Origin of the sequence: Staphylococcus sp. NAM3COL9 (assembly GCF_001431205.1) — a bacterium.
In the GTDB taxonomy this organism is placed as follows: Bacteria; Bacillota; Bacilli; order Staphylococcales; family Staphylococcaceae; genus Staphylococcus.
The window spans coordinates 308,638-327,292 of the sequence record NZ_LGPC01000014.1 but is presented as its reverse complement, the minus strand read 5'-3'; the positions used below and the strand labels follow the sequence as shown (position 1 = coordinate 327,292).

Annotated in this window: 20 protein-coding genes; 17 read left to right on the top strand and 3 right to left on the bottom strand. The window is 32.8% G+C overall.

Annotated features, from left to right (window positions below):
- The 8 genes from ACA31_RS08695 to ACA31_RS08660 all read left to right on the top strand — a co-directional run bounded on the left by ACA31_RS08695 (window position 1) and on the right by ACA31_RS08660 (window position 7,616).
- On the top strand, window positions 1–1,002 hold the full coding sequence (locus tag ACA31_RS08695; protein WP_057512936.1) for a FecCD family ABC transporter permease: 1,002 nt from the start codon (window positions 1–3) through the stop codon (window positions 1,000–1,002).
- Window positions 999–2,015 carry a FecCD family ABC transporter permease gene (locus ACA31_RS08690; RefSeq protein WP_057512935.1) on the top strand — a complete coding sequence of 339 codons (1,017 nt, stop codon included), beginning with the start codon at window positions 999–1,001 and terminating at the stop codon, window positions 2,013–2,015. The genes ACA31_RS08695 and ACA31_RS08690 overlap by 4 nt, the downstream gene beginning before the upstream one ends.
- 162 nt (window positions 2,016–2,177) lie before the next feature.
- A complete protein-coding gene (dhaK, locus tag ACA31_RS08685; protein ID WP_057512934.1) occupies window positions 2,178–3,143 on the top strand; it encodes a dihydroxyacetone kinase subunit DhaK in 966 nt (321 codons plus the stop codon).
- A 40-nt stretch (window positions 3,144–3,183) separates the two neighbouring features.
- Window positions 3,184–3,759 carry a dihydroxyacetone kinase subunit DhaL gene (gene dhaL, locus ACA31_RS08680; RefSeq protein ID WP_057512933.1) on the top strand — a complete coding sequence of 192 codons (576 nt, stop codon included), beginning with the start codon at window positions 3,184–3,186 and terminating at the stop codon, window positions 3,757–3,759.
- A gap of 2 nt (window positions 3,760–3,761) precedes the next feature.
- A complete protein-coding gene (gene dhaM, locus ACA31_RS08675; RefSeq protein ID WP_057512932.1) occupies window positions 3,762–4,124 on the top strand; it encodes a dihydroxyacetone kinase phosphoryl donor subunit DhaM in 363 nt (120 codons plus the stop codon).
- Between the two features lie 173 nt (window positions 4,125–4,297).
- Entirely contained in the window at window positions 4,298–4,798 is a 501-nt protein-coding gene (locus tag ACA31_RS08670; RefSeq protein ID WP_057512931.1) for a hypothetical protein, read from the top strand.
- A 467-nt stretch (window positions 4,799–5,265) separates the two neighbouring features.
- Window positions 5,266–6,333, top strand: a complete 1,068-nt coding sequence (locus ACA31_RS08665; protein WP_057512930.1) for a YkvI family membrane protein — start codon at window positions 5,266–5,268, stop codon at window positions 6,331–6,333.
- Between the two features lie 251 nt (window positions 6,334–6,584).
- Window positions 6,585–7,616, top strand: coding sequence for an alpha/beta hydrolase (locus ACA31_RS08660; protein WP_057512929.1), 1,032 nt, complete (start codon window positions 6,585–6,587; stop codon window positions 7,614–7,616).
- A 223-nt stretch (window positions 7,617–7,839) separates the two neighbouring features.
- On the opposite strand, the gene ACA31_RS08655 is transcribed toward ACA31_RS08660, so the two are convergent.
- Complete coding sequence (locus ACA31_RS08655) at window positions 7,840–8,346, bottom strand: GNAT family N-acetyltransferase (RefSeq protein WP_057512928.1); 507 nt, start codon at window positions 8,344–8,346, stop codon at window positions 7,840–7,842.
- A 121-nt stretch (window positions 8,347–8,467) separates the two neighbouring features.
- Here ACA31_RS08655 and ACA31_RS08650 point away from each other — a divergent pair, with 121 nt between their 5' ends.
- From ACA31_RS08650 to ACA31_RS08630, 5 genes are all read left to right on the top strand, one after another.
- Window positions 8,468–9,385 (top strand): hypothetical protein, encoded by a 918-nt coding sequence (locus ACA31_RS08650; protein WP_057512927.1) that lies wholly within the window; start codon window positions 8,468–8,470, stop codon window positions 9,383–9,385.
- A gap of 16 nt (window positions 9,386–9,401) precedes the next feature.
- A complete protein-coding gene (locus tag ACA31_RS08645) occupies window positions 9,402–10,076 on the top strand; it encodes a response regulator transcription factor (protein WP_057512926.1) in 675 nt (224 codons plus the stop codon).
- The gene (locus ACA31_RS08640; RefSeq protein ID WP_057512925.1) at window positions 10,069–11,097 is read left to right on the top strand and encodes a sensor histidine kinase; all 1,029 of its coding nucleotides are present in this window, start codon (window positions 10,069–10,071) and stop codon (window positions 11,095–11,097) included. The genes ACA31_RS08645 and ACA31_RS08640 overlap by 8 nt, the downstream gene beginning before the upstream one ends.
- Before the next feature lie 376 nt (window positions 11,098–11,473).
- Window positions 11,474–12,091 carry a DUF47 domain-containing protein gene (locus ACA31_RS08635; protein ID WP_002508370.1) on the top strand — a complete coding sequence of 206 codons (618 nt, stop codon included), beginning with the start codon at window positions 11,474–11,476 and terminating at the stop codon, window positions 12,089–12,091.
- A gap of 13 nt (window positions 12,092–12,104) precedes the next feature.
- Window positions 12,105–13,112, top strand: a complete 1,008-nt coding sequence (locus ACA31_RS08630; RefSeq protein ID WP_057512924.1) for an inorganic phosphate transporter — start codon at window positions 12,105–12,107, stop codon at window positions 13,110–13,112.
- A 322-nt stretch (window positions 13,113–13,434) separates the two neighbouring features.
- Here the strand turns inward: ACA31_RS08630 and ACA31_RS08625 are convergent, their stop codons facing one another.
- A complete protein-coding gene (locus tag ACA31_RS08625) occupies window positions 13,435–14,247 on the bottom strand; it encodes a LysM peptidoglycan-binding domain-containing protein (RefSeq protein ID WP_057512923.1) in 813 nt (270 codons plus the stop codon).
- A gap of 428 nt (window positions 14,248–14,675) precedes the next feature.
- On the opposite strand from ACA31_RS08625, the gene ACA31_RS08620 reads away from it, so the two are divergent.
- From ACA31_RS08620 to ACA31_RS08605, 4 genes are all read left to right on the top strand, one after another.
- Complete coding sequence (locus tag ACA31_RS08620) at window positions 14,676–15,335, top strand: Bax inhibitor-1/YccA family protein (protein ID WP_057512922.1); 660 nt, start codon at window positions 14,676–14,678, stop codon at window positions 15,333–15,335.
- 288 nt (window positions 15,336–15,623) lie between these two features.
- Window positions 15,624–15,980, top strand: a complete 357-nt coding sequence (locus ACA31_RS08615) for a transcriptional regulator, SarA/Rot family (RefSeq protein WP_057512921.1) — start codon at window positions 15,624–15,626, stop codon at window positions 15,978–15,980.
- A 229-nt stretch (window positions 15,981–16,209) separates the two neighbouring features.
- Window positions 16,210–16,926 carry a YebC/PmpR family DNA-binding transcriptional regulator gene (locus tag ACA31_RS08610; protein ID WP_057512920.1) on the top strand — a complete coding sequence of 239 codons (717 nt, stop codon included), beginning with the start codon at window positions 16,210–16,212 and terminating at the stop codon, window positions 16,924–16,926.
- A 1-nt stretch (window position 16,927) separates the two neighbouring features.
- Entirely contained in the window at window positions 16,928–17,428 is a 501-nt protein-coding gene (locus tag ACA31_RS08605) for a cupin domain-containing protein (RefSeq protein WP_057512919.1), read from the top strand.
- A 99-nt stretch (window positions 17,429–17,527) separates the two neighbouring features.
- Here ACA31_RS08605 and ACA31_RS08600 read toward each other — a convergent pair whose 3' ends face one another.
- Window positions 17,528–18,640, bottom strand: coding sequence for a 5-methyltetrahydropteroyltriglutamate--homocysteine S-methyltransferase (locus ACA31_RS08600; protein ID WP_057512918.1), 1,113 nt, complete (start codon window positions 18,638–18,640; stop codon window positions 17,528–17,530).
- Window positions 18,641–18,655 lie beyond the last annotated feature (15 nt).

Here is an 18,655-nt window from a genome sequence, read left to right as displayed (position 1 = left end):
ATGACTACAAAGAAAAAGGGCAAATTGAATTTTACAACTACATTTATAATAGTGTTTATATTATTAGTAGTTGCTTTAATTGTGTCGATTCTATATGGGGATGCAAAAATCCATATATCTACTATATTCGAGGCAGTATTCAATTATAATCCTAAAAACCAACAACATAATATTATAAGTGAAATACGTATTCCAAGAGACCTCGGAGCAATCTTAGTAGGGGTTGCCTTAGCAACTTCAGGCGCTGTAATTCAAGGTGTTACTAAAAATGGTCTAGCGGATCCAAGTTTAATTGGTCTAAATGCTGGCGCTTCATTTATGTTGGCGCTTACCTTTGCATTTTATCCATCAGCACCGTTCATCATATTGATGTTAGCAGGTTTTATTGGTGCACTTATAGGTGGTTTTTTCGTCTTAATGATAGGAAGATCAAGAAGCGATGGCTTTAACCCGATGAGAATTATATTAGCCGGCGCAGCAGTTAGTGCGTTACTAACAGCCTTAAGTCAAGGCGTAGCGCTATTATTTAGATTGAACCAAAGTTTAACCTTTTGGAGTGCTGGTGGCGTATCTGGAACAACTTGGAATCAGTTGATGTGGTCAGCACCTTTTATTTTGGTGGCGCTTATCATTATGGTTAGTATGAGTAAGCAATTAACGATTTTAAATTTAGGTGAAACATTGGCTAAAGGGTTAGGGCAAAATGTGGCATTTACACGTGCAATCACTTTAATTTTATCTATGGTAATGGCTGGTGTAGCTGTAGCTATGGTAGGACAAATTGCATTTGTTGGCTTGATGGTGCCACATATTGTGAGATATATAGTCGGTACAGACTACGCCCGTGTTATTCCACTCACAGCATTGGTTGGTGGCTTGTTGATGCTTGTGGCTGATACGGTTGCACGTATGTTAGGGGAAGCACCAGTTGGAGCCATTATTTCGTTTATAGGTGTACCTTACTTCTTGTATTTAGTTAAAAGAGGAGGTCGCTTCTCATGATAGATCCAAAACTGAGATATAAACAATGGTTAACAATGGTGATTCTGATTATACTTGTACTTCTTTCTTGTGCGTGGAGTATGACATCAGGTGAGTATAAAATGTCGATTGGCACGTTCTTTAAGACTTTATTTGGTCAAGGAGCATATACCGATACTTTAATATTAATGGAATTTAGAATGCCACGAATGCTTATTACGATTTTAGCTGGTGCAGCATTAGCTGTGAGTGGTGCCATTATCCAAAGTGTTACCAAGAATCCATTAGCTGAGCCAGGTATATTAGGCATTAACGCAGGTAGTGGTTTCGCAATAGCGCTATTTATTGTTATAGGGGATGTAGATGCTGGAAACTTTGTCTATGTATTACCAATCGTAAGTATGATAGGCGGTATCTTAACAGCATTTATCATCTTCTCATTTAGTTATAATAAAGGCGAAGGCATTACACCTGCAAGTATGGTGCTTGTTGGGGTAGGTATGGCTACTGCATTAAGTGGTGGTTCACTTACTTTGATGTCCACATTTGATGAAGCTCAATCAGAGTTTATTGCATCTTGGCTCGCCGGTAACATTTGGGGTGATGAATGGGCATTTGTAATTGCATTTTTACCATGGGTTCTCGTATTGATTCCGTTTTTATTATTTAAGTCTAATGTTTTAAATTTATTAAATACACATCAACACATAGCTCAAGGTGTAGGTGTAAAAATTGGAAGAGAACGTATCGTATTATTACTCGTTGCAGTTATATTATCCTCTACTGCTGTTTCAGTAGCGGGGTCAATTGGCTTTATTGGCTTATTAGGACCACATATCGCTAAATCGATTGTTGGTCCAAGACACCAACTCTTTCTACCTATTTCGATATTAATAGGTGCATTTTTACTCGTGTTAGCAGATACGTTAGGACAAGTGATATTACAACCTTCAGGTATCCCAGCAGGTATCGTGGTCGCAATAGTTGGTGCACCTTATTTCTTATATTTAATGTATAAAACAAAATCAGTATAAAATATATAAATAAAAAGGAGCTTGGACATATGTCCCAAGCTCCTTTTTATTTATATATTTTAATAATTTCAAAAGAAAGCATTATCAATTTTTATATGTTAGCGTTTGCATTCGTGTGTAGGGTATACTATAAATGAACATTCAAATTAGGAGGTCATCTCTATGAAAAAACTAATTAAAGATAAAACGCAATTTTTAACAGATATGTTGGACGGACTTTCGATAACGAATAATGAAATTGAAGTCATTGCAGATACTGTTGTTGTGAGAAAAAATAAGAAAAAGCAAGGTGTTGCTCTAGTTTCTGGTGGTGGAAGTGGTCACGAACCTTCACATGCTGGCTATGTAGCAGAAGGTATGCTCGACGCCGCTGTCTGTGGTGAAGTATTCACATCACCAACACCTGATAAAATTCTAAGTGCAATTAAAGCAGTTAATAATGGAGATGGTGTATTACTTGTAGTCAAGAACTATGCTGGTGATGTTATGAATTTTGAAATGGCACAAGAAATGGCAGAGATGGAAGACATACAAGTGGCAACAATTATTGTTAAGGATGATATTGCAGTAAGCGATGATGATAAAAGAAGAGGTGTTGCTGGTACAGTATTAGCACATAAATATGCTGGATATTTAGCAGACCAAGGTGAGACGTTAACAAACATTAAAGAAAAAGTAGACCAATTTTTACAAAGTGTTAAAACATTAGGAATGGCTTTAACTGCGCCAATGGTACCGACAACTGGCCAATATGGATTTGATATTGAAAGTGATGAAATGGAAATCGGTATAGGTATCCATGGAGAAAAAGGCCTATCCAGAGAAAAAGTGGAAACTGTAGATCAAATTGTCGAGCGATTAATTAAAGCTTTGATGGAAGAAGTAAGTTCAGAAAAACTTATAGTTATGGTCAATGGTATGGGTGCTACACCATTATCTGAACTTAATATAGCAGCAAAATATGTAGCAGAAAATTTCCGAGAGAAGCATATTGATGTTGTACATTGGTTTGTGGGAGATTATATGACTGCATTAGATATGCAGGGGTTATCTTTAACATTAGTTCCATATACAGAAGAAGTGTTAACAGCATTAACTGAGCCTACAGCAAGTTCTTACTTTAATTAATAGTTAATAAGTCATTGATACGATAAGGAGTGGAACGCAAATGAATGTAAGTGAATTAAAGGAAAGATTACTTAATTTAGTAGAAGTATTTGAAGAAAAAGAAGTATTATTAACAGAATTAGATCGAGCTATAGGCGATGGCGACCATGGCGTGAACATGGTTAGAGGATTTAAAGCATTGCCAGAGAAAATAGATGATAGTTCCATGCAAAATTTATTGAAGTCTACAGGTATGACATTGATGTCTAATATCGGTGGTGCTTCAGGCCCACTGTATGGTTTTAGTTTTGTGAAAATGTCTCAAGTTGTTGGTGATGAGTTAGATGCTACAAACTTAAAAGAAGTGTTGAATTCATTTTCTGAAGCAATTAAGCAAAGAGGTAAAGTTGAATTAAATGAAAAAACAATGTATGACGTTATAGAACGTGCAAATGAAGCGGTACAGCAAGGCGAAAAATTAAATGCAGATGTGCTACAAACGTACGCAGACGAAACAAAAGATATCGTTGCTACAAAAGGAAGAGCATCGTATTTTAAAGAAGAATCAAAAGGGCACATTGACCCAGGTGCACAGAGCAGTGTTTATATATTAAATGCATTGATTGGAGATGAATAATTATGACGAAAATTGTAATTGTGAGTCATAGTGAAGATATTGCAAACGGTACAAAAACATTATTGGAACAAATGGCAGGAGATGTTCCAATATTAATACAGGGTGGGGTTGAAGGTAAGATTGGAACATCTTACGATCATATTCAAGAAATGATTAATGATTTAGACGATGATGCACTTTGTTTCTATGATATTGGTTCCGCAGAAATGAACTTAGATTTAGCTATTGAAATGTATGAAGGTAAATATCAAGTAGAAAAAGTCGATGCACCGATTGTTGAAGGTAGTTTTACAGCTGCTGTCAAATTATCAGTAGGCGGTTCTATCGAAGAAATTGTTGAAGATTTGAAACGCAATTTCGGATAAATCATTTACTTATTTATGTCAATAGTCTATTGATAAAGGTTAAGTAATTAATATATTATAAGGTCTTCAATTAATATGGCAAACAGATTCATTTTTATATGAATATATAAACGGTCTGTGGTAGAATAGAACCTAACTGTTATAGAAATCTGGATACCTAGGAGGACATTGCCATGAAAGATTTAATACAAAAGCATGTCTTAAACGGCGAATTCGAGTCAGTAAAACGTTTAATGTCCCAGACAGATTTTATGGAATTCGAAGAGGCTTACATTTCAAGTGCACATGAAGTAGAAAGTGTCATGTTTTATACATGTATTTTAGATATGATGAAAGTAGAAGAAACTGCAGAAATGCATGATTTGGCTTTTCTATTATTAGTTTATCCATTAAGTGAATTACAAGGTGCATTGGAGTCAGCTTATTATCATGCAGAATCATCCATAAAACTTACGGACAATAAAGAAGTGAAAAGTCTGTTACAAATGTTATTGTTACATGCAGTCCCCGAACCAGTCATTTCTGATAAAAAAGCATTTGATGTGTCTCGACAAATACTTAAATTAGATCCGTCTAATAGTGTTGCGCGTAATGTGCTTAAAGAAACGGCTAAACGTATAGATAATGTCGTTGTAGACTTCAATGAACTCAATCGCTATAAAAATGCACATTAATTAACATGCTTAGCAATAAAACATATTTAACCGAAAACCTCAGTTTTTAATTGTGGTTTTCGGTTTTTAATTTTATTTTTCTATAAAGTATTGTTAGGTATAATACACATAATAAAATTTCATTAAAATTATAAAAATACCGTGACGATTTAAATTATGTAATATATGGTTAACTTGAAAGCGATAAAAAATTTAAAAAATTTAGAGTTTTAAAATAGTGATAATGAGTGCATATTAAATGTATGAAATTACAAAAAATAAAAGTTTTAATATGGGATAAGCTTGATAATACAGAGTTTATATTTATATTTAGAAGTATAAATGAATTTTTAACTGTATGTAAATCCACTGGACATTTAGTGTAAAAAGTAATTAATGGTGTCGATTTAAAATTTGTCGTGTTGCAAAATAATGACAGTGCGTTATAATAATTCAATGTGTTAACTTAAGAGGAGGTTATAAATCACATGGGCTTGAATAAAGAAGCTATAAAAATTGGTTTCGCTTATGTTGGTATCGTAGTAGGTGCTGGCTTTTCAACGGGACAAGAAGTAATGCAATTCTTTACTCCTTATGGACTTTGGTCGTATTTAGGAGTTATTATATCAGGGTTGATATTAGGATTTGCAGGTCGACAAGTTGCTAAGATTGGTACTGCATTCGATGCGCAAAATCATGAATCCACTTTAGATTATTTATTCGGTGGTGTATTTAGTAAGATAATTGATTATTTACTTATCTTCTTCTTATTTGGTATCTCAGTCACAATGATTGCAGGTTCAGGATCAACGTTTGAAGAAAGTTTTGGCATACCAACATGGTTAGGCGCATTGATTATGGTTATTGCCATCTATATTACATTACTAATGGATTTTAACAAAATAGTACGTGCGTTAGGTATAGTAACGCCATTCTTAATTATTTTAGTTGTTATCATTGCAGTATTTTACTTATTTAATGGACATATTTCTTTCGCAGAAGTGAACCAAACAGTTCCAGAGGCGAGTATTTGGAAAGGTATTCTTTACGGTATTATTTATGGTGGATTAGCATTCGCAGTTGGTTTTAGTACAATTGTTGCTATTGGTGGCGATGCTTCTAAACGAAAAATATCTGGTGCAGGTGCATTATTTGGTGGTGTTGTATATACAATATTACTAGCGCTTATCAACTTTGCGTTGCAATCAGAGTATACGACAATTAAAGATGCTTCTATTCCAACATTAACGTTAGCAAATGAAATTCACCCTTGGATTGGTTTAGTATTATCGATTATTATGTTAGCAGTTATGTATAATACAATTCTTGGTTTAATGTATTCGTTTGCTGCAAGATTTACAGAGCCGTATAGTAAAAAATATCATGTATTCATTATTGCAATGGTGCTTGTAGCTTTTGCATTAAGTTTCGTAGGTTTCGCAGACTTAATTAACTTCTTATATCCAATCATGGGTGTAATTGGCTTAGTTGTAGTTATTGCAGTTGTTATTAAATACTACTCTAGAAAAAATCAAAATAAAGATCACATCGCTTAATTGTGATGAAATAAAGTATAAATAGATTTAATAAATGGCTGTTAGAATCCTATTGGATATCTAGCAGCCATTTATTGTTTTAAAATAAGGTATTAACCTATATAGAGACAAGTTTATGATTATAGATGATAGTTGCTCAATTTGATTTTAAAGTAAAGAAGATAGCAGTTTTCTCTATTATAATCGTTCAAATAAATACTACTACGTAATTATTAATTATGATACAATGCATGCGAAAGGGAAGATCGAGCATGAAGAAAAAACATAGATGGACAATTATCGCTATTGTTGTTTTTGTTGTCGTTGCAATTGTGATTGCAATATTACTTAAGCAACAATATGATCGACAAAATGCGCAAGAATTTAAAGAAAAAGTACAGATTAATAATGAAAATGTAAATGCATTTACTAATATAACTTATAGTAGTGGCATACCCAATAGTCGCTTAGATATTTTAACACCTACTGAATTAGATAAAGATAATAAATTGCCTGTCATTTTTTGGTTACATGGTGGAGGATTTATCGCAGGAGATAAACAATATAAAAACCCGTTATTATCAAAATTTGCTGAACAGGGTTATATTGTAGTAAATATTAATTATGCACTTGCACCTGACTATAAATACCCGACACAGTTAAAACAAATTGATCGCGCGGTTCAGTTTATCAAACAGAACAAACATGAGTTACCTATAGATTTTGATCAAGTTGTTTTCGGTGGTGATTCAGCAGGTGCCCAACTATCCAGTCAATTTACAGCTATCCAAACAAATAAATCATTGCGAAAAGATATGGAGTTTAATCAACAATTTGAACCAGAGCAAATAAAAGCAGCAATCTTTTTTGGTGGCTTTTATGATATGAAAACAGTGAAAGAAACAGAATTTCCTAGAATTCAACTCTTTATGGAAAGTTATACAGGCAAGAGATATTGGGAACAACAATTTAAATATATCAGTGAAATGTCTACGATAAACCAAGTTACAAAAGATTATCCACCAACATTTTTATCAGTAGGGGATGCAGATCCATTTTATAGTCAGAACATTGGTTTTTATAAAAAACTAAAAGAAAAAGATGTCCCAGTGGATAAACTGTTTTATGATGGATCACATAATTTGAAACACCAATACCAATTTCATATGCAATTACCAGAGTCACAGCAAAATATGAAAGACACATTGAGTTTCTTAAGTAGAAATACAAGTGCTTCTGGTGTAGAAAGAGAATTGAAACCCGAATCAAAAAATCCTGACGGTGTTCAATTGAATCCTTACTAATAAAATGACTAGAAGTAATAAAGTTATAAAAAAATTCAAAAAAACAGCTTATAGATTTCCTGTAACGGATTCTATAAGCTGTTTTTAGTTCTATCTTCTTTGTCGGACGGATCCAAACAACGGAAATTTTATTAGGAAAATTAGATTTCCGTTGTATTTCTATTTACTAATTTATAATTAAACTATCATAGTGAAACGTTTAATACATAAACATTGAGGTAGACTAAAGTAATAACTTAGACATTATATATTTATTGAAATAACGCCCATCGATATAAAGTTTATCTCGAAGTTCGCCGTCAATTTGATATCCAGCAGCTTTAAATAATGCGACTGCTGTTTCGTTTTCAGGGACTACAGAAACTTCGATACGGCGAATGTTATGGTTTAAACACCATGCTTCAATAGAATTAATAAGTGACTGACCAAGCCCTTTTTCGCGATAGTGTCTAATAACACCCATAGAAAAATGTGCTTCATGACGTGCACGTTCCAATTTTTCAGTTGTTACGATTGAAAAACCAACAAGTTCTCCGTTATTTTCGGCAACATATATCGCATTGGATGGTGACGTTATATAATGTTCCAAGTTTGAAACGGCATCACTATTAGATGGAGCATATTCACCAGGATTATATATTAAATATTCAGATTCATCATAGATAGTAGTTAATAATTTTACAAACGGATCTATATCATTGATACCGATTTCACGAATTTGATGAACCATATGTGTCCACTCCTCATTTCTATTTTGCTAATACTCAGTTATAGTATAACTTAACATCATTAGCATGATTTTACTAGGAGATATTTAAATTGAGCCAAATTAATATAAAGGAAGTATAACTATGAAACCTAATATTTTATTAGCAGGTGTGACAGGCTATATAGGGAAAAACTTAATACAATCTATTAAAGATGACGCGACGCTTTTTACGATGTCGAAATATCCTAAAGAAGATGAGTTTCAAGAAGTAACATGGTTAAAAAAAGATATTTATAATTATAATGATGTGCTTGAGTCAATGGAAGGTATGGATATGGCTATCTATTATTTAGATCCAACCAAACATTCAGCAAAGCTGACAAAAGCAACAGCTAGAGATATGAATTTAATTGCTGCTGATAATTTTGGGCGTGCGACGGCTAAAAAAGGAATTAAAAAAATCATTTATATTAGTGGTAGTCGTTTTGATAATGAGTCAATAGAGCGATTGTCGGCGTACGGAACACCTATTGAAAAAACAGAAGTAAAAGTTTCACGACCTCATGTTGCAGTCGAATTACAAGTTTCGAAGTATGATGATGTGCGCAGTGCACTTAACGTACAACTGCCAATGAACTGGACCTTAAATCAGATGGTGGAATATTATTTTGATTGGTTAAATAAAACTAAAGGAACGCTGTTACATACTTATAATGAAGGCGATAATTTTGTTATTTATATAAAAGATAAACGCAACCCCATACTTGTGCTTCATAAAACGATAACAGAAAGCGATATGATTACATTAAATTTAGTAGGTGGATCTATAGTGAAACCTAATCTAAGGAAACAAGGAAAGTTAGAATTTCGAAAATTAGAAGGAACACAAACTGTAATCGTTCATTTATATGATTATATTCCTAAAATTATCTGGCCAGCGTATTACTTGTTCCAATCGCCATTTCAAAATTTGATGATGAGAGGATTCGAAATAGATTGTCGTATTAAACATTTCAATGGTCGTATACAGTCAGGTGAAGAAATAAAATATACTAAATAAGTGAAAAGGTGATTATGTGGACATTTTATTAGTAGAAGATGATATGACATTATTTAAAGAACTGAGTGAAGAATTAGAACAATGGGACTTTCAAGTGTATGGCATCAGTGATTTTAATGATGTTATGTCAAAGTTTGAAGAAGTGAATGCTGCAATTGTAATTATGGATGTTAAATTGCCTAAGTATGATGGTTTTTATTGGACTCGAAAAATTAGAGAGGTCTCCAATATACCTATTCTATTTTTGTCTTCACGGGATAATCCGATGGATCAAGTTATGAGTATGGAATTGGGCGCAGATGACTATGTCCAAAAACCATTTAATACGAATGTACTTATTGCAAAACTACAAGCTATATATAGGCGCGTCTATCAATTCAGTATTGAGGAGAAGCGTGTATTGTCTTGGCGGAAAACAACTTTAGATTTGTCTAAAGATAGCATTAGTAAAGGTGATGCCCAAATTTATTTATCTAAGACTGAAATGATTATTTTAGAAATGCTAGTGAAAAAGCAAAATCAAATTGTTACTAGAGATACTTTAATTACAGCATTGTGGGATGATGAAGCATTTGTAAGCGATAATACGTTAACTGTTAATGTGAATCGTTTAAGGAAAAAATTAGCTGATATTGATATGAATGATGCGATTGAAACTAAAATAGGCAAAGGGTATATGGCGCATGGCTAACATTAGATGGTTACTTATCTTTCTTCGTTCTCGTTTAAATTGGATACTTTGGCTAATATTATTACATTTTATTTTTCTATTTATTGCGTATTTAGATTATAATATCAGTGTAAGTAGTATTTTTTATATTATTATTTTGAATTTAGGAATCTCAGTTATTTTTTTGTTATATACGTATATAAAGGAAGTAAAGTTTTTCAAACACTTGTACAATAATATCGAGCCTGAAGAACTAAAGCATAAATCACTTGCTGATACACCGTTCCAACAAGAGATGGTAAATTATTTATATAATCAAATTACCAGTCAGAAAATGTTAGTTACCAGTCAGAAAAAACAAATTCAAACAACTGAAGCGTCATTAACTGATTTTGTGCATGATATTAAGACACCAGTAACAGCGATGAAGCTACTTATCGAAAAAGAGCAAGACATAGATCGAAAGTATGCTTTGTTTTATGAGTGGTCGAGAATCAATGGAATGTTAGATAGACAATTATTTTTGACGAGATTAGAGTTTCAAAATAATGATTTATACTTTGAGCATGTAGCATTAAAACGTCTTATTATAGAAGAAATACAAATCACAAGGTATATTAGTCAATCTAAAGGTATTGATTATGATCTTGTCTTTGAAGTAGACTATGATATCTATACAGATACAAAATGGTGCCGGATGATGATAAGGCAAATTTTATCTAATGCCATCAAATATAGTGAAGATAGTACGATTCATATTAAAGCCCATATAATTAATAATCATGTAACACTTGAAATTATAGATGAAGGTAGAGGTATTAGTAAAAAAGATTTGCCAAGAATTTACGATAAAGGATTTACTTCCACTGCTTATCGTAATGAGACCACTTCATCGGGCATTGGTTTATACTTAGTAGGTAACGTAAAAGACAAATTAGGAATCCAAGTGGATATCACTTCAGAAGAACAAATTGGAACAAAGGCTACATTTATGTTTCCTAATCAAAATGAATTTGTTGCAAGATTATCTGAAAAGCTTTGAAATCTGCTGTGATTTCAAAGCATTTTTAATTATGAAGTTTATTAATTTGAAATTTGAGCTATATTATTTTTTTATGAAAATATAAATTGGATAAAGCTGTTGATTCAACAAATTTGTAATGTTAAGATATTGTAAATTTAATTGTGTAATTGTAAATTTTGTGCTATTTTCATATAAGGACAAATCAACATTTGTGAGATTTTTTAACCGGTATAGAAGCAAAGACTCATTTCCTTGAAGTTAAGGACACATTAAGTAATGAAAAGATGAGTGAATTGTAAATCTTGCCAATTTTAATTTGTCTTAAAAGAGTTTTGATTTTTTAAATTTATTGAAGTTGATTGGAAACAGTCGCTGTAAATGGAGGATTTTTTGGATGTTTAACAAGAAAAAAGATAAGTTCATGGTGCAACTTGAAGAAATGGTCTTTAATTTAGATCGAGCGGCAATTGAGTTTGGGAAAATGGATTTTAATACGCACTTAGATCTGAAAGCTTATTCAGACAATATTAAAAAATATGAATCACACGGTGACGAATTAATGCATCAAGTGATTTCAGATTTAAACCAAACCTTCATCACACCAATTGAACGTGAGGATATCCTTTCATTATGTAATGCAATTGATGATGTTTTAGATGCAATAGAAGAAACGTCAGCGATGTTTGAAATGTATTCAATTGAGTATACAGATGAATATATGGCTGAATTTGTTGATAATATCCAAAAAGCTATTGCAGAAATGAAATTAGCTGTTGGTTTACTTGTTGATAAAAAATTGTCTCATATGCGTATTCATTCTATTAATATTAAAGAATTTGAAACAAATTGTGATGGTATTTTACGTCAATCAATCAAACATATTTTTAACAGTGAAACAGATCCAATAACGCTTATTAAAATAAAAGAAATTTATGAAAGCATGGAAGAAATTGCAGATAAATGTCAAGCTGTAGCGAATAACTTTGAAACTATAATTATGAAAAATAGCTAAGGAGTCCTAACTAATGGAATATATTTTAATCATCACAGTAGCTATTATTATTTTTTCACTTATCTTTGACTTTATCAATGGTTTTCATGATACAGCCAATGCTGTCGCTACTGCTGTTTCAACCCGTGCATTAACGCCTAGAACTGCTATTATATTAGCATCAGTTATGAACTTTATTGGCGCATTAGCTTTTACAGGAGTTGCAGGTACAATAACTAAAGATATTGTAGACCCATTTAAATTAGAAAATGGGCTTGTTGTTGTGCTATCAGCGATCATTGCAGCCATTTTTTGGAACTTGCTTACTTGGTTCTATGGTATACCGAGTTCATCTTCTCATGCTTTAATTGGTTCCATTGCAGGTGCAGCTATCGCATCTCAGGGGTCATTTGCAGTATTACACTATGAAGGTTTCACAAAAATTATTGCTGTATTACTTATATCACCAGTAATTGCTTTTTGTGTAGGTTTCATTATGTATTCAATTGTTAAAGTTGTATTTAAAAATGCAAACTTAACAAAATCAAATAGAAACTTTAGATTCTTCCAAATTTTCACAGCGTCGTTACAATCGTTCTCACATGGTACCAACGATGCTCAAAAATCAATGGGGATTATTACATTAGCTTTAATCGTAGCAAACTTACAACCAAGTGGTACTGTTGAACCACAATTGTGGGTAAAAATTGCCTGTGCCACTGCTATGGGCATAGGGACAGCTGTAGGTGGTTGGAAAATCATTAAAACAGTTGGTGGCAATATAATGAAAATTCGTCCGGCTAATGGTGCTGCGGCAGATTTATCATCAGCTTTAACAATCTTTGTAGCATCTTCATTACATTTTCCGTTATCGACGACGCATGTTGTTTCTTCATCTATTCTAGGTGTAGGTTCATCTAATCGTATTAAAGGCGTGAAATGGAATACTGCTCAACGTATGATTGTTACATGGGTTATCACAATGCCGATTTCTGCAATTGTTGCGGCCCTTGTTTATTTCGTTATGAATATCTTCCTATAAGTAGTTATGTTATAGCGTAATTAGCGTTTGATATATAAAGTGTTTGACGTGATTGTCTATTCTTAAAAATAAGAACACCAAATTATTATTTTTTCTTATAATTTGGTGTTCTTTTATTTATAGACATGAGTGGCTTTGTCATGAGCATTTAATAAGAAATGTTAGATAATTAGGCAGTAAAGGTATTTATACGTCCATAAGACGACTGAGTGCGCTTATGAATGATATTATATGAAATCTTGTTTAAAAGAATTCAAAATAAAAGCAGTTAGATTTCTAAAGAGAAGTCTAACTGCTTTTTATTCAATATGAAATTCATGAATTAGTGAATATAATTATAGCTTGAAGCTTGTGAAGCTGGGATTGTACGATAATCCACTGTCCCTGGTGCTGTATTATAATTCATTTCTGAAATTAAAATACTACCATCTGGATTAACTTGTTCTACATAGGCTACGTGACCGATAGGTCCTTCGTAATTTTGCATAATTGAACCAACGCTTGGTGTATTATTTACAGTATAACCATCTGTTGCTGCATTGTTTGCCCAATGATCAGCGTTCCACCAATATGTGCTAATTGGTTTACCAGTCTCAGCTCTACGATTGAATACGTGCCATGTACATTGACCCCAATCGTATAGATTAGCATCACTTGCTGATGAACTACCTGTATTTGGGTCTGTTGTTGTTGTACCACCAGAACCGCCAGAACCACCTGTTGCCCCTGGAATTGTTAATGTTTGATTTGGATAGATTATATATCCGCTCAAATTGTTTGCTGATATAAGTTCATCTACTGAAACACCATAATTGTTGGCAATTGTGTTTAGTGACTCACCAGATTCTACAGTATGCGTTGAGCCGCCAGATGATTGTGAAGAAGAATTTGAACTTGCGCCTTGCTCTTGTGAACCACTTCCACCAATTTCAATAACTTGTCCCGGAAATACAATATTATTATTGATATCATTACTTTGTTTGATTTCATCTACTGATACACCGTATTGTTGTGAAATTGTCCAAAGTGACTCACCAGATTTCACTGTGTGTTGTGTTGATGCATCGGCTTCATGATTAGAAATAACCGCTGCAGCCCCTGAAACAGCTGTTACTGCAAATGCTAACTTTTTCAAAAGAACTCCTCCTTCAATTCTTATATATCCCAAAAACAGATATTTAAATATATACGATAGTTTATTTAATCTAAATTCACGTTCCATACTATCAAAAATCAGCTGTTTTGTGGGTATTGTTATAAAGATGTAATATTATTAACATTTGAGGGCAGAAAGGACTAAGTCCCTCAAAGCGTCTATTATGCGGTTTGTAAGACGTTAACGAGATAAAAAAGTATTTAATTTTTTCGTATTTGTAACAATTGAGTTGATTATAATTATAAATAAATAGACTCAGCTAAAGATATTTTGGAAAATTATAAGAATTATGTTTGGTATTGTTTGAAATAGTGAAAGTTAAAGTATTACGTTGATTGAAAGGTTATTAATGTTAGTATAATATTTAAGTATTTAAATATTATTTTTATAGTTAAGGAGTGAATCAATTGGCTGAAACAGCGCAACATATAAATAAGCATAAACAACAGTCTAAAGATAAGTCTAAGTCTCATGCCTATGGAAAAGTATGGCTCTTTTTTGTCTATTACTGGATTATTTTTGGCATTGGTTGTTACTTTGGACAATACTTGCCATTGGAATGGAGAAGACCTTTATCATTCGTATTACTTGGTTTAGTTCTTATCACTGTTATTTTTAACAGAGCTCGTAAATATGGTTTAGTAATTTCTCACATATATGCAATTGTAATAGGATTGCTATCATTCGCAACATTTACGACATATATGCAAAATTTAGGACCTGAAGTATTCTATAAAAATGTGATTCTTGCCATTGCAGGGTTTATGGTGTTCGGTATTATAGGCTTTTTTGTAATTGGTAATGCCGCAAGTATGGGTAAATATTTATTTGTAACATTAGTAGCGCTAATTGTTGCAAGCTTGATTGGTATGTTTATTCAAAATTCATTGTTCCACACGATTATTACTGTGGTAGGTCTATTATTGTTCCTTCTTTACACATTATATGACTTTAACCGTATGAAACGGGGACAATACTCACCAAGAGAAATGGGTTTTAATTTATTCATCAACTTATTACACATTATAAAATACGTTTTAAGACTAGCGAATAAATTTAGAAAATAAAGTGTGAAAATACTATCAATAAAGTACTTGTTTTTGATAGTTAATTATTTAACATGTTAACACCCTTAAAGTAGATTTTGGTATTAAACTTTAAGGGTGTACTTTTATATACAGCGAATATTTAGTGATGGCACTATTTAAAAAGAGTAATCTAATTAGTGTTTATTATAATTTAGTTAAGTTAATAAAAAGTGTATTGATTGAAATGAAAAGTACAAAAATAAAACAGTGTTACTTTAGTAGGTATTAGAAACATTCATCATAATTTCATTTGGAGGTGTGATAGCAATGAATGAAGAGAAAAAGGCTCAATTTTTAAATGTTTATAAAAAATATAAAAGTTTAACGCATTACATAGAACAAAAATATAAACTGACAATAAATGATGTAGCAGTTTTAGAACTGATACAGCAAAATTGTAGTGAAGAACATATGTTGATGCAGCCATTTTTAAAAATGGCTACTGTGGAATTGGAGTTGAGTAGAACCAAAGTGCTTGCTTCAATTCGTCGTTTGATTGATCAAGATAGAGTGGGCAAGATACGTTCAACAGAAGATGAACGTAAAGTATATTTATTAATGAACGAAAAAAACGCAGCACATTACAAAGCATTATTAGATGAAATTGAAGCATATACTGAATAAATTTATGAATCAAGTAAAGAAATGTCCCTTATTGATTCATATTTTAAGTTGATTTAAAAGACTAGTGGCACACATAAAATTCTATTGTGTATGACTAGTCTTATTTATTATATAAAATATAAGGTACAGTTATTTGTTGTTTATATACGTGGTTCTATGTAATAGAGCGAAATTATTGTATAATATATCATGTTAATAAAAATATTTTTCGAGAAAGTGTGATGAACGTATGGGACGTAAATGGAATAATATTAAAGAGAAAAAAGCTCAAAAGGACAAAAATACAAGTCGGATTTATGCTAAATTCGGTAAAGAAATTTATGTAGCCGCTAAATCAGGGGAACCAGACCCGGAATCAAATCAGGCGCTAAGATTAACCTTAGAAAGAGCTAAGACTTATTCTGTACCGAATCATATTATTGATCGAGCGATAGAAAAGGCTAAGGGAGCAAGTGAAGAAAACTACGTTGAATTAAGATATGAAGGTTTTGGACCAAATGGTTCAATGATTATCGTAGACGCATTAACAGAAAATGTGAATAGAACTGCTTCTGATGTACGTGCAGCTTTTGGTAAAAATGGTGGTAATATGGGTGTTTCTGGCTCAGTTGCGTATATGTTTGATCATACGGCTGTGTTTGGTATTGAAGGTAAATCAGCAGATGATACGTTAGAGGCGTTGATGGAAAAAGATATCGATGTGAGAGACGTCATCGAAGAAAATGGGTTAACTATTATTTACGCTGAGCCAGCTCAATTTGCTCAAGTTCAAGATGCTTTACGTGAAACAGGTGTTGAAGAATTTAAGGTCGCTGAATTTGAGATGTTGCCACAATCTGATATCGAATTATCTGAAGAAGATCAAGATGTTTTTGAAACATTAGTTGATGCTTTAGAAGATTTAGAAGATGTTCAAAACGTTTTCCATAATGTGGATTTAAAGTAATATGGACAAAAATATTCAGTATTGGCTTAACCAATTAGATTTACAGCCCCATCCAGAAGGTGGCTATTATAAAGAGGTTATCAAAGCGAATTCAAATTATCTAAATGAAAGAGCAGCATATTCAAGTATTTATTTCTTGTTGACACATGACAATATATCTCATTTTCATCGGATTGATGCTGATGAAATATGGTATTATCACGCTGGAGATTCTCTAACAGTGCATATGATCCATCCAGATGGACATTATCAAAGTGTGACAATAGGCAAAGACCTTGTAGCAGGTGATGTTTTACAATATGTGGTTCCAAAAGGAACCATTTTCGCTTCTTCAATTGAAGGTGAAAATGGTTACGCACTTGTTGGTTGTATGTGCCAACCTGCATTTGAATTTGAACATTTTGAACTACTTAGTAAAGAATGGTTAAATAATCAATTTCCAAGTTTAAAAGATATTCATGGGTGTTATGCTTTATCCGAAAATGATATAGCTAGAAATTAATTGCTTTTTAATTTAAAAAATTCGGATATCAATAAAGGCCTGTCAGATTTAAAAATCTGATAGGCCTCTCAATTTTAATATTAATACAGTGAAGTATGTTTATTTTGCTGTTCCAAAGACTTCGTTTGCAATTTCTACAACGTAAGCTAGTTTTTTCCATTGCTCATCTTCGGTCAATTTATTGCCTTCTTCTGTTGAAGCAAAGCCACATTGTGGACTTAAACAAATTTGATCTAAATCAACATATTGTTGAGCTTCTTTAATACGTGCAAGGATAGCAGATTTATCTTCTAAGTCTCCTGTTTTTGAAGTGAAAAGACCTAATACAGCTGCTGAATTTTCTTTAGGGAAGAAGCGTAATGGCTCAAAATCACCAGAACGATTATCATCATATTCTAAGAAAAAACCACCTAAATTTTCTTTGAATAAATAAGGTGCGACTGGCTCATAGCCACCTGAAATTGCCCAAGTAGATTGATAATTACCACGACAAATATGTGTAGTGATTAGTAGGTCTTCTGGTAAATCTTGGACTGCTTCATTTACAACGCGATATGCAAGTTGACGGGCTGCTTCTTTGTCTGCTTCAGTACGATCACGTCCACGTGTTTTTTGAGAACCAGAAGTTAGGTTAGCCCAATAAACATCATCTAATTGAATGTAACGAGCGCCTAATTCATAAAATTCGAGTAAACTTTCACGATAGGCCTGGGCCACATCGTGTGCATAAGCTTCGATATCTGGATAGATGTCTTTATTTAAGATATTTGGATGGAACAGTTGATTTGGACTTGGGATAGATACTTTTGCTGTTGCACGTCCGTTAACTTTGTCATACAAAAATTTGAAGTGTTCAAAATGTGGATGGTTTGGGTTGAAAGCGACTTTACTTTCAACTTTAACATTATGATTTCTTGTCTCAACGCCTTCAAATACTAAACCACGATCAGAAGTATAGCCTTTGACGCCATCTAAATTTTCTAAGAAATCAAAATGCCACCAGCTTCTGCGAAATTCACCATCAGTGATACTATGTAAACCTACTTCCAGTTGTTTCTCTATGATGTGCTCAATTTCTTCGTCCTCGATGTCTCGTAATGCTTGTGCATCGATGACTTCGTTTTGATAATCTTTACGTGCATCTTTTAGGCGCTGTGGTCTTAATAAACTGCCGACATGATCCGCTCTAAAAGGTCTTTGGATGACTGCCATGTTACTATCTCCTTT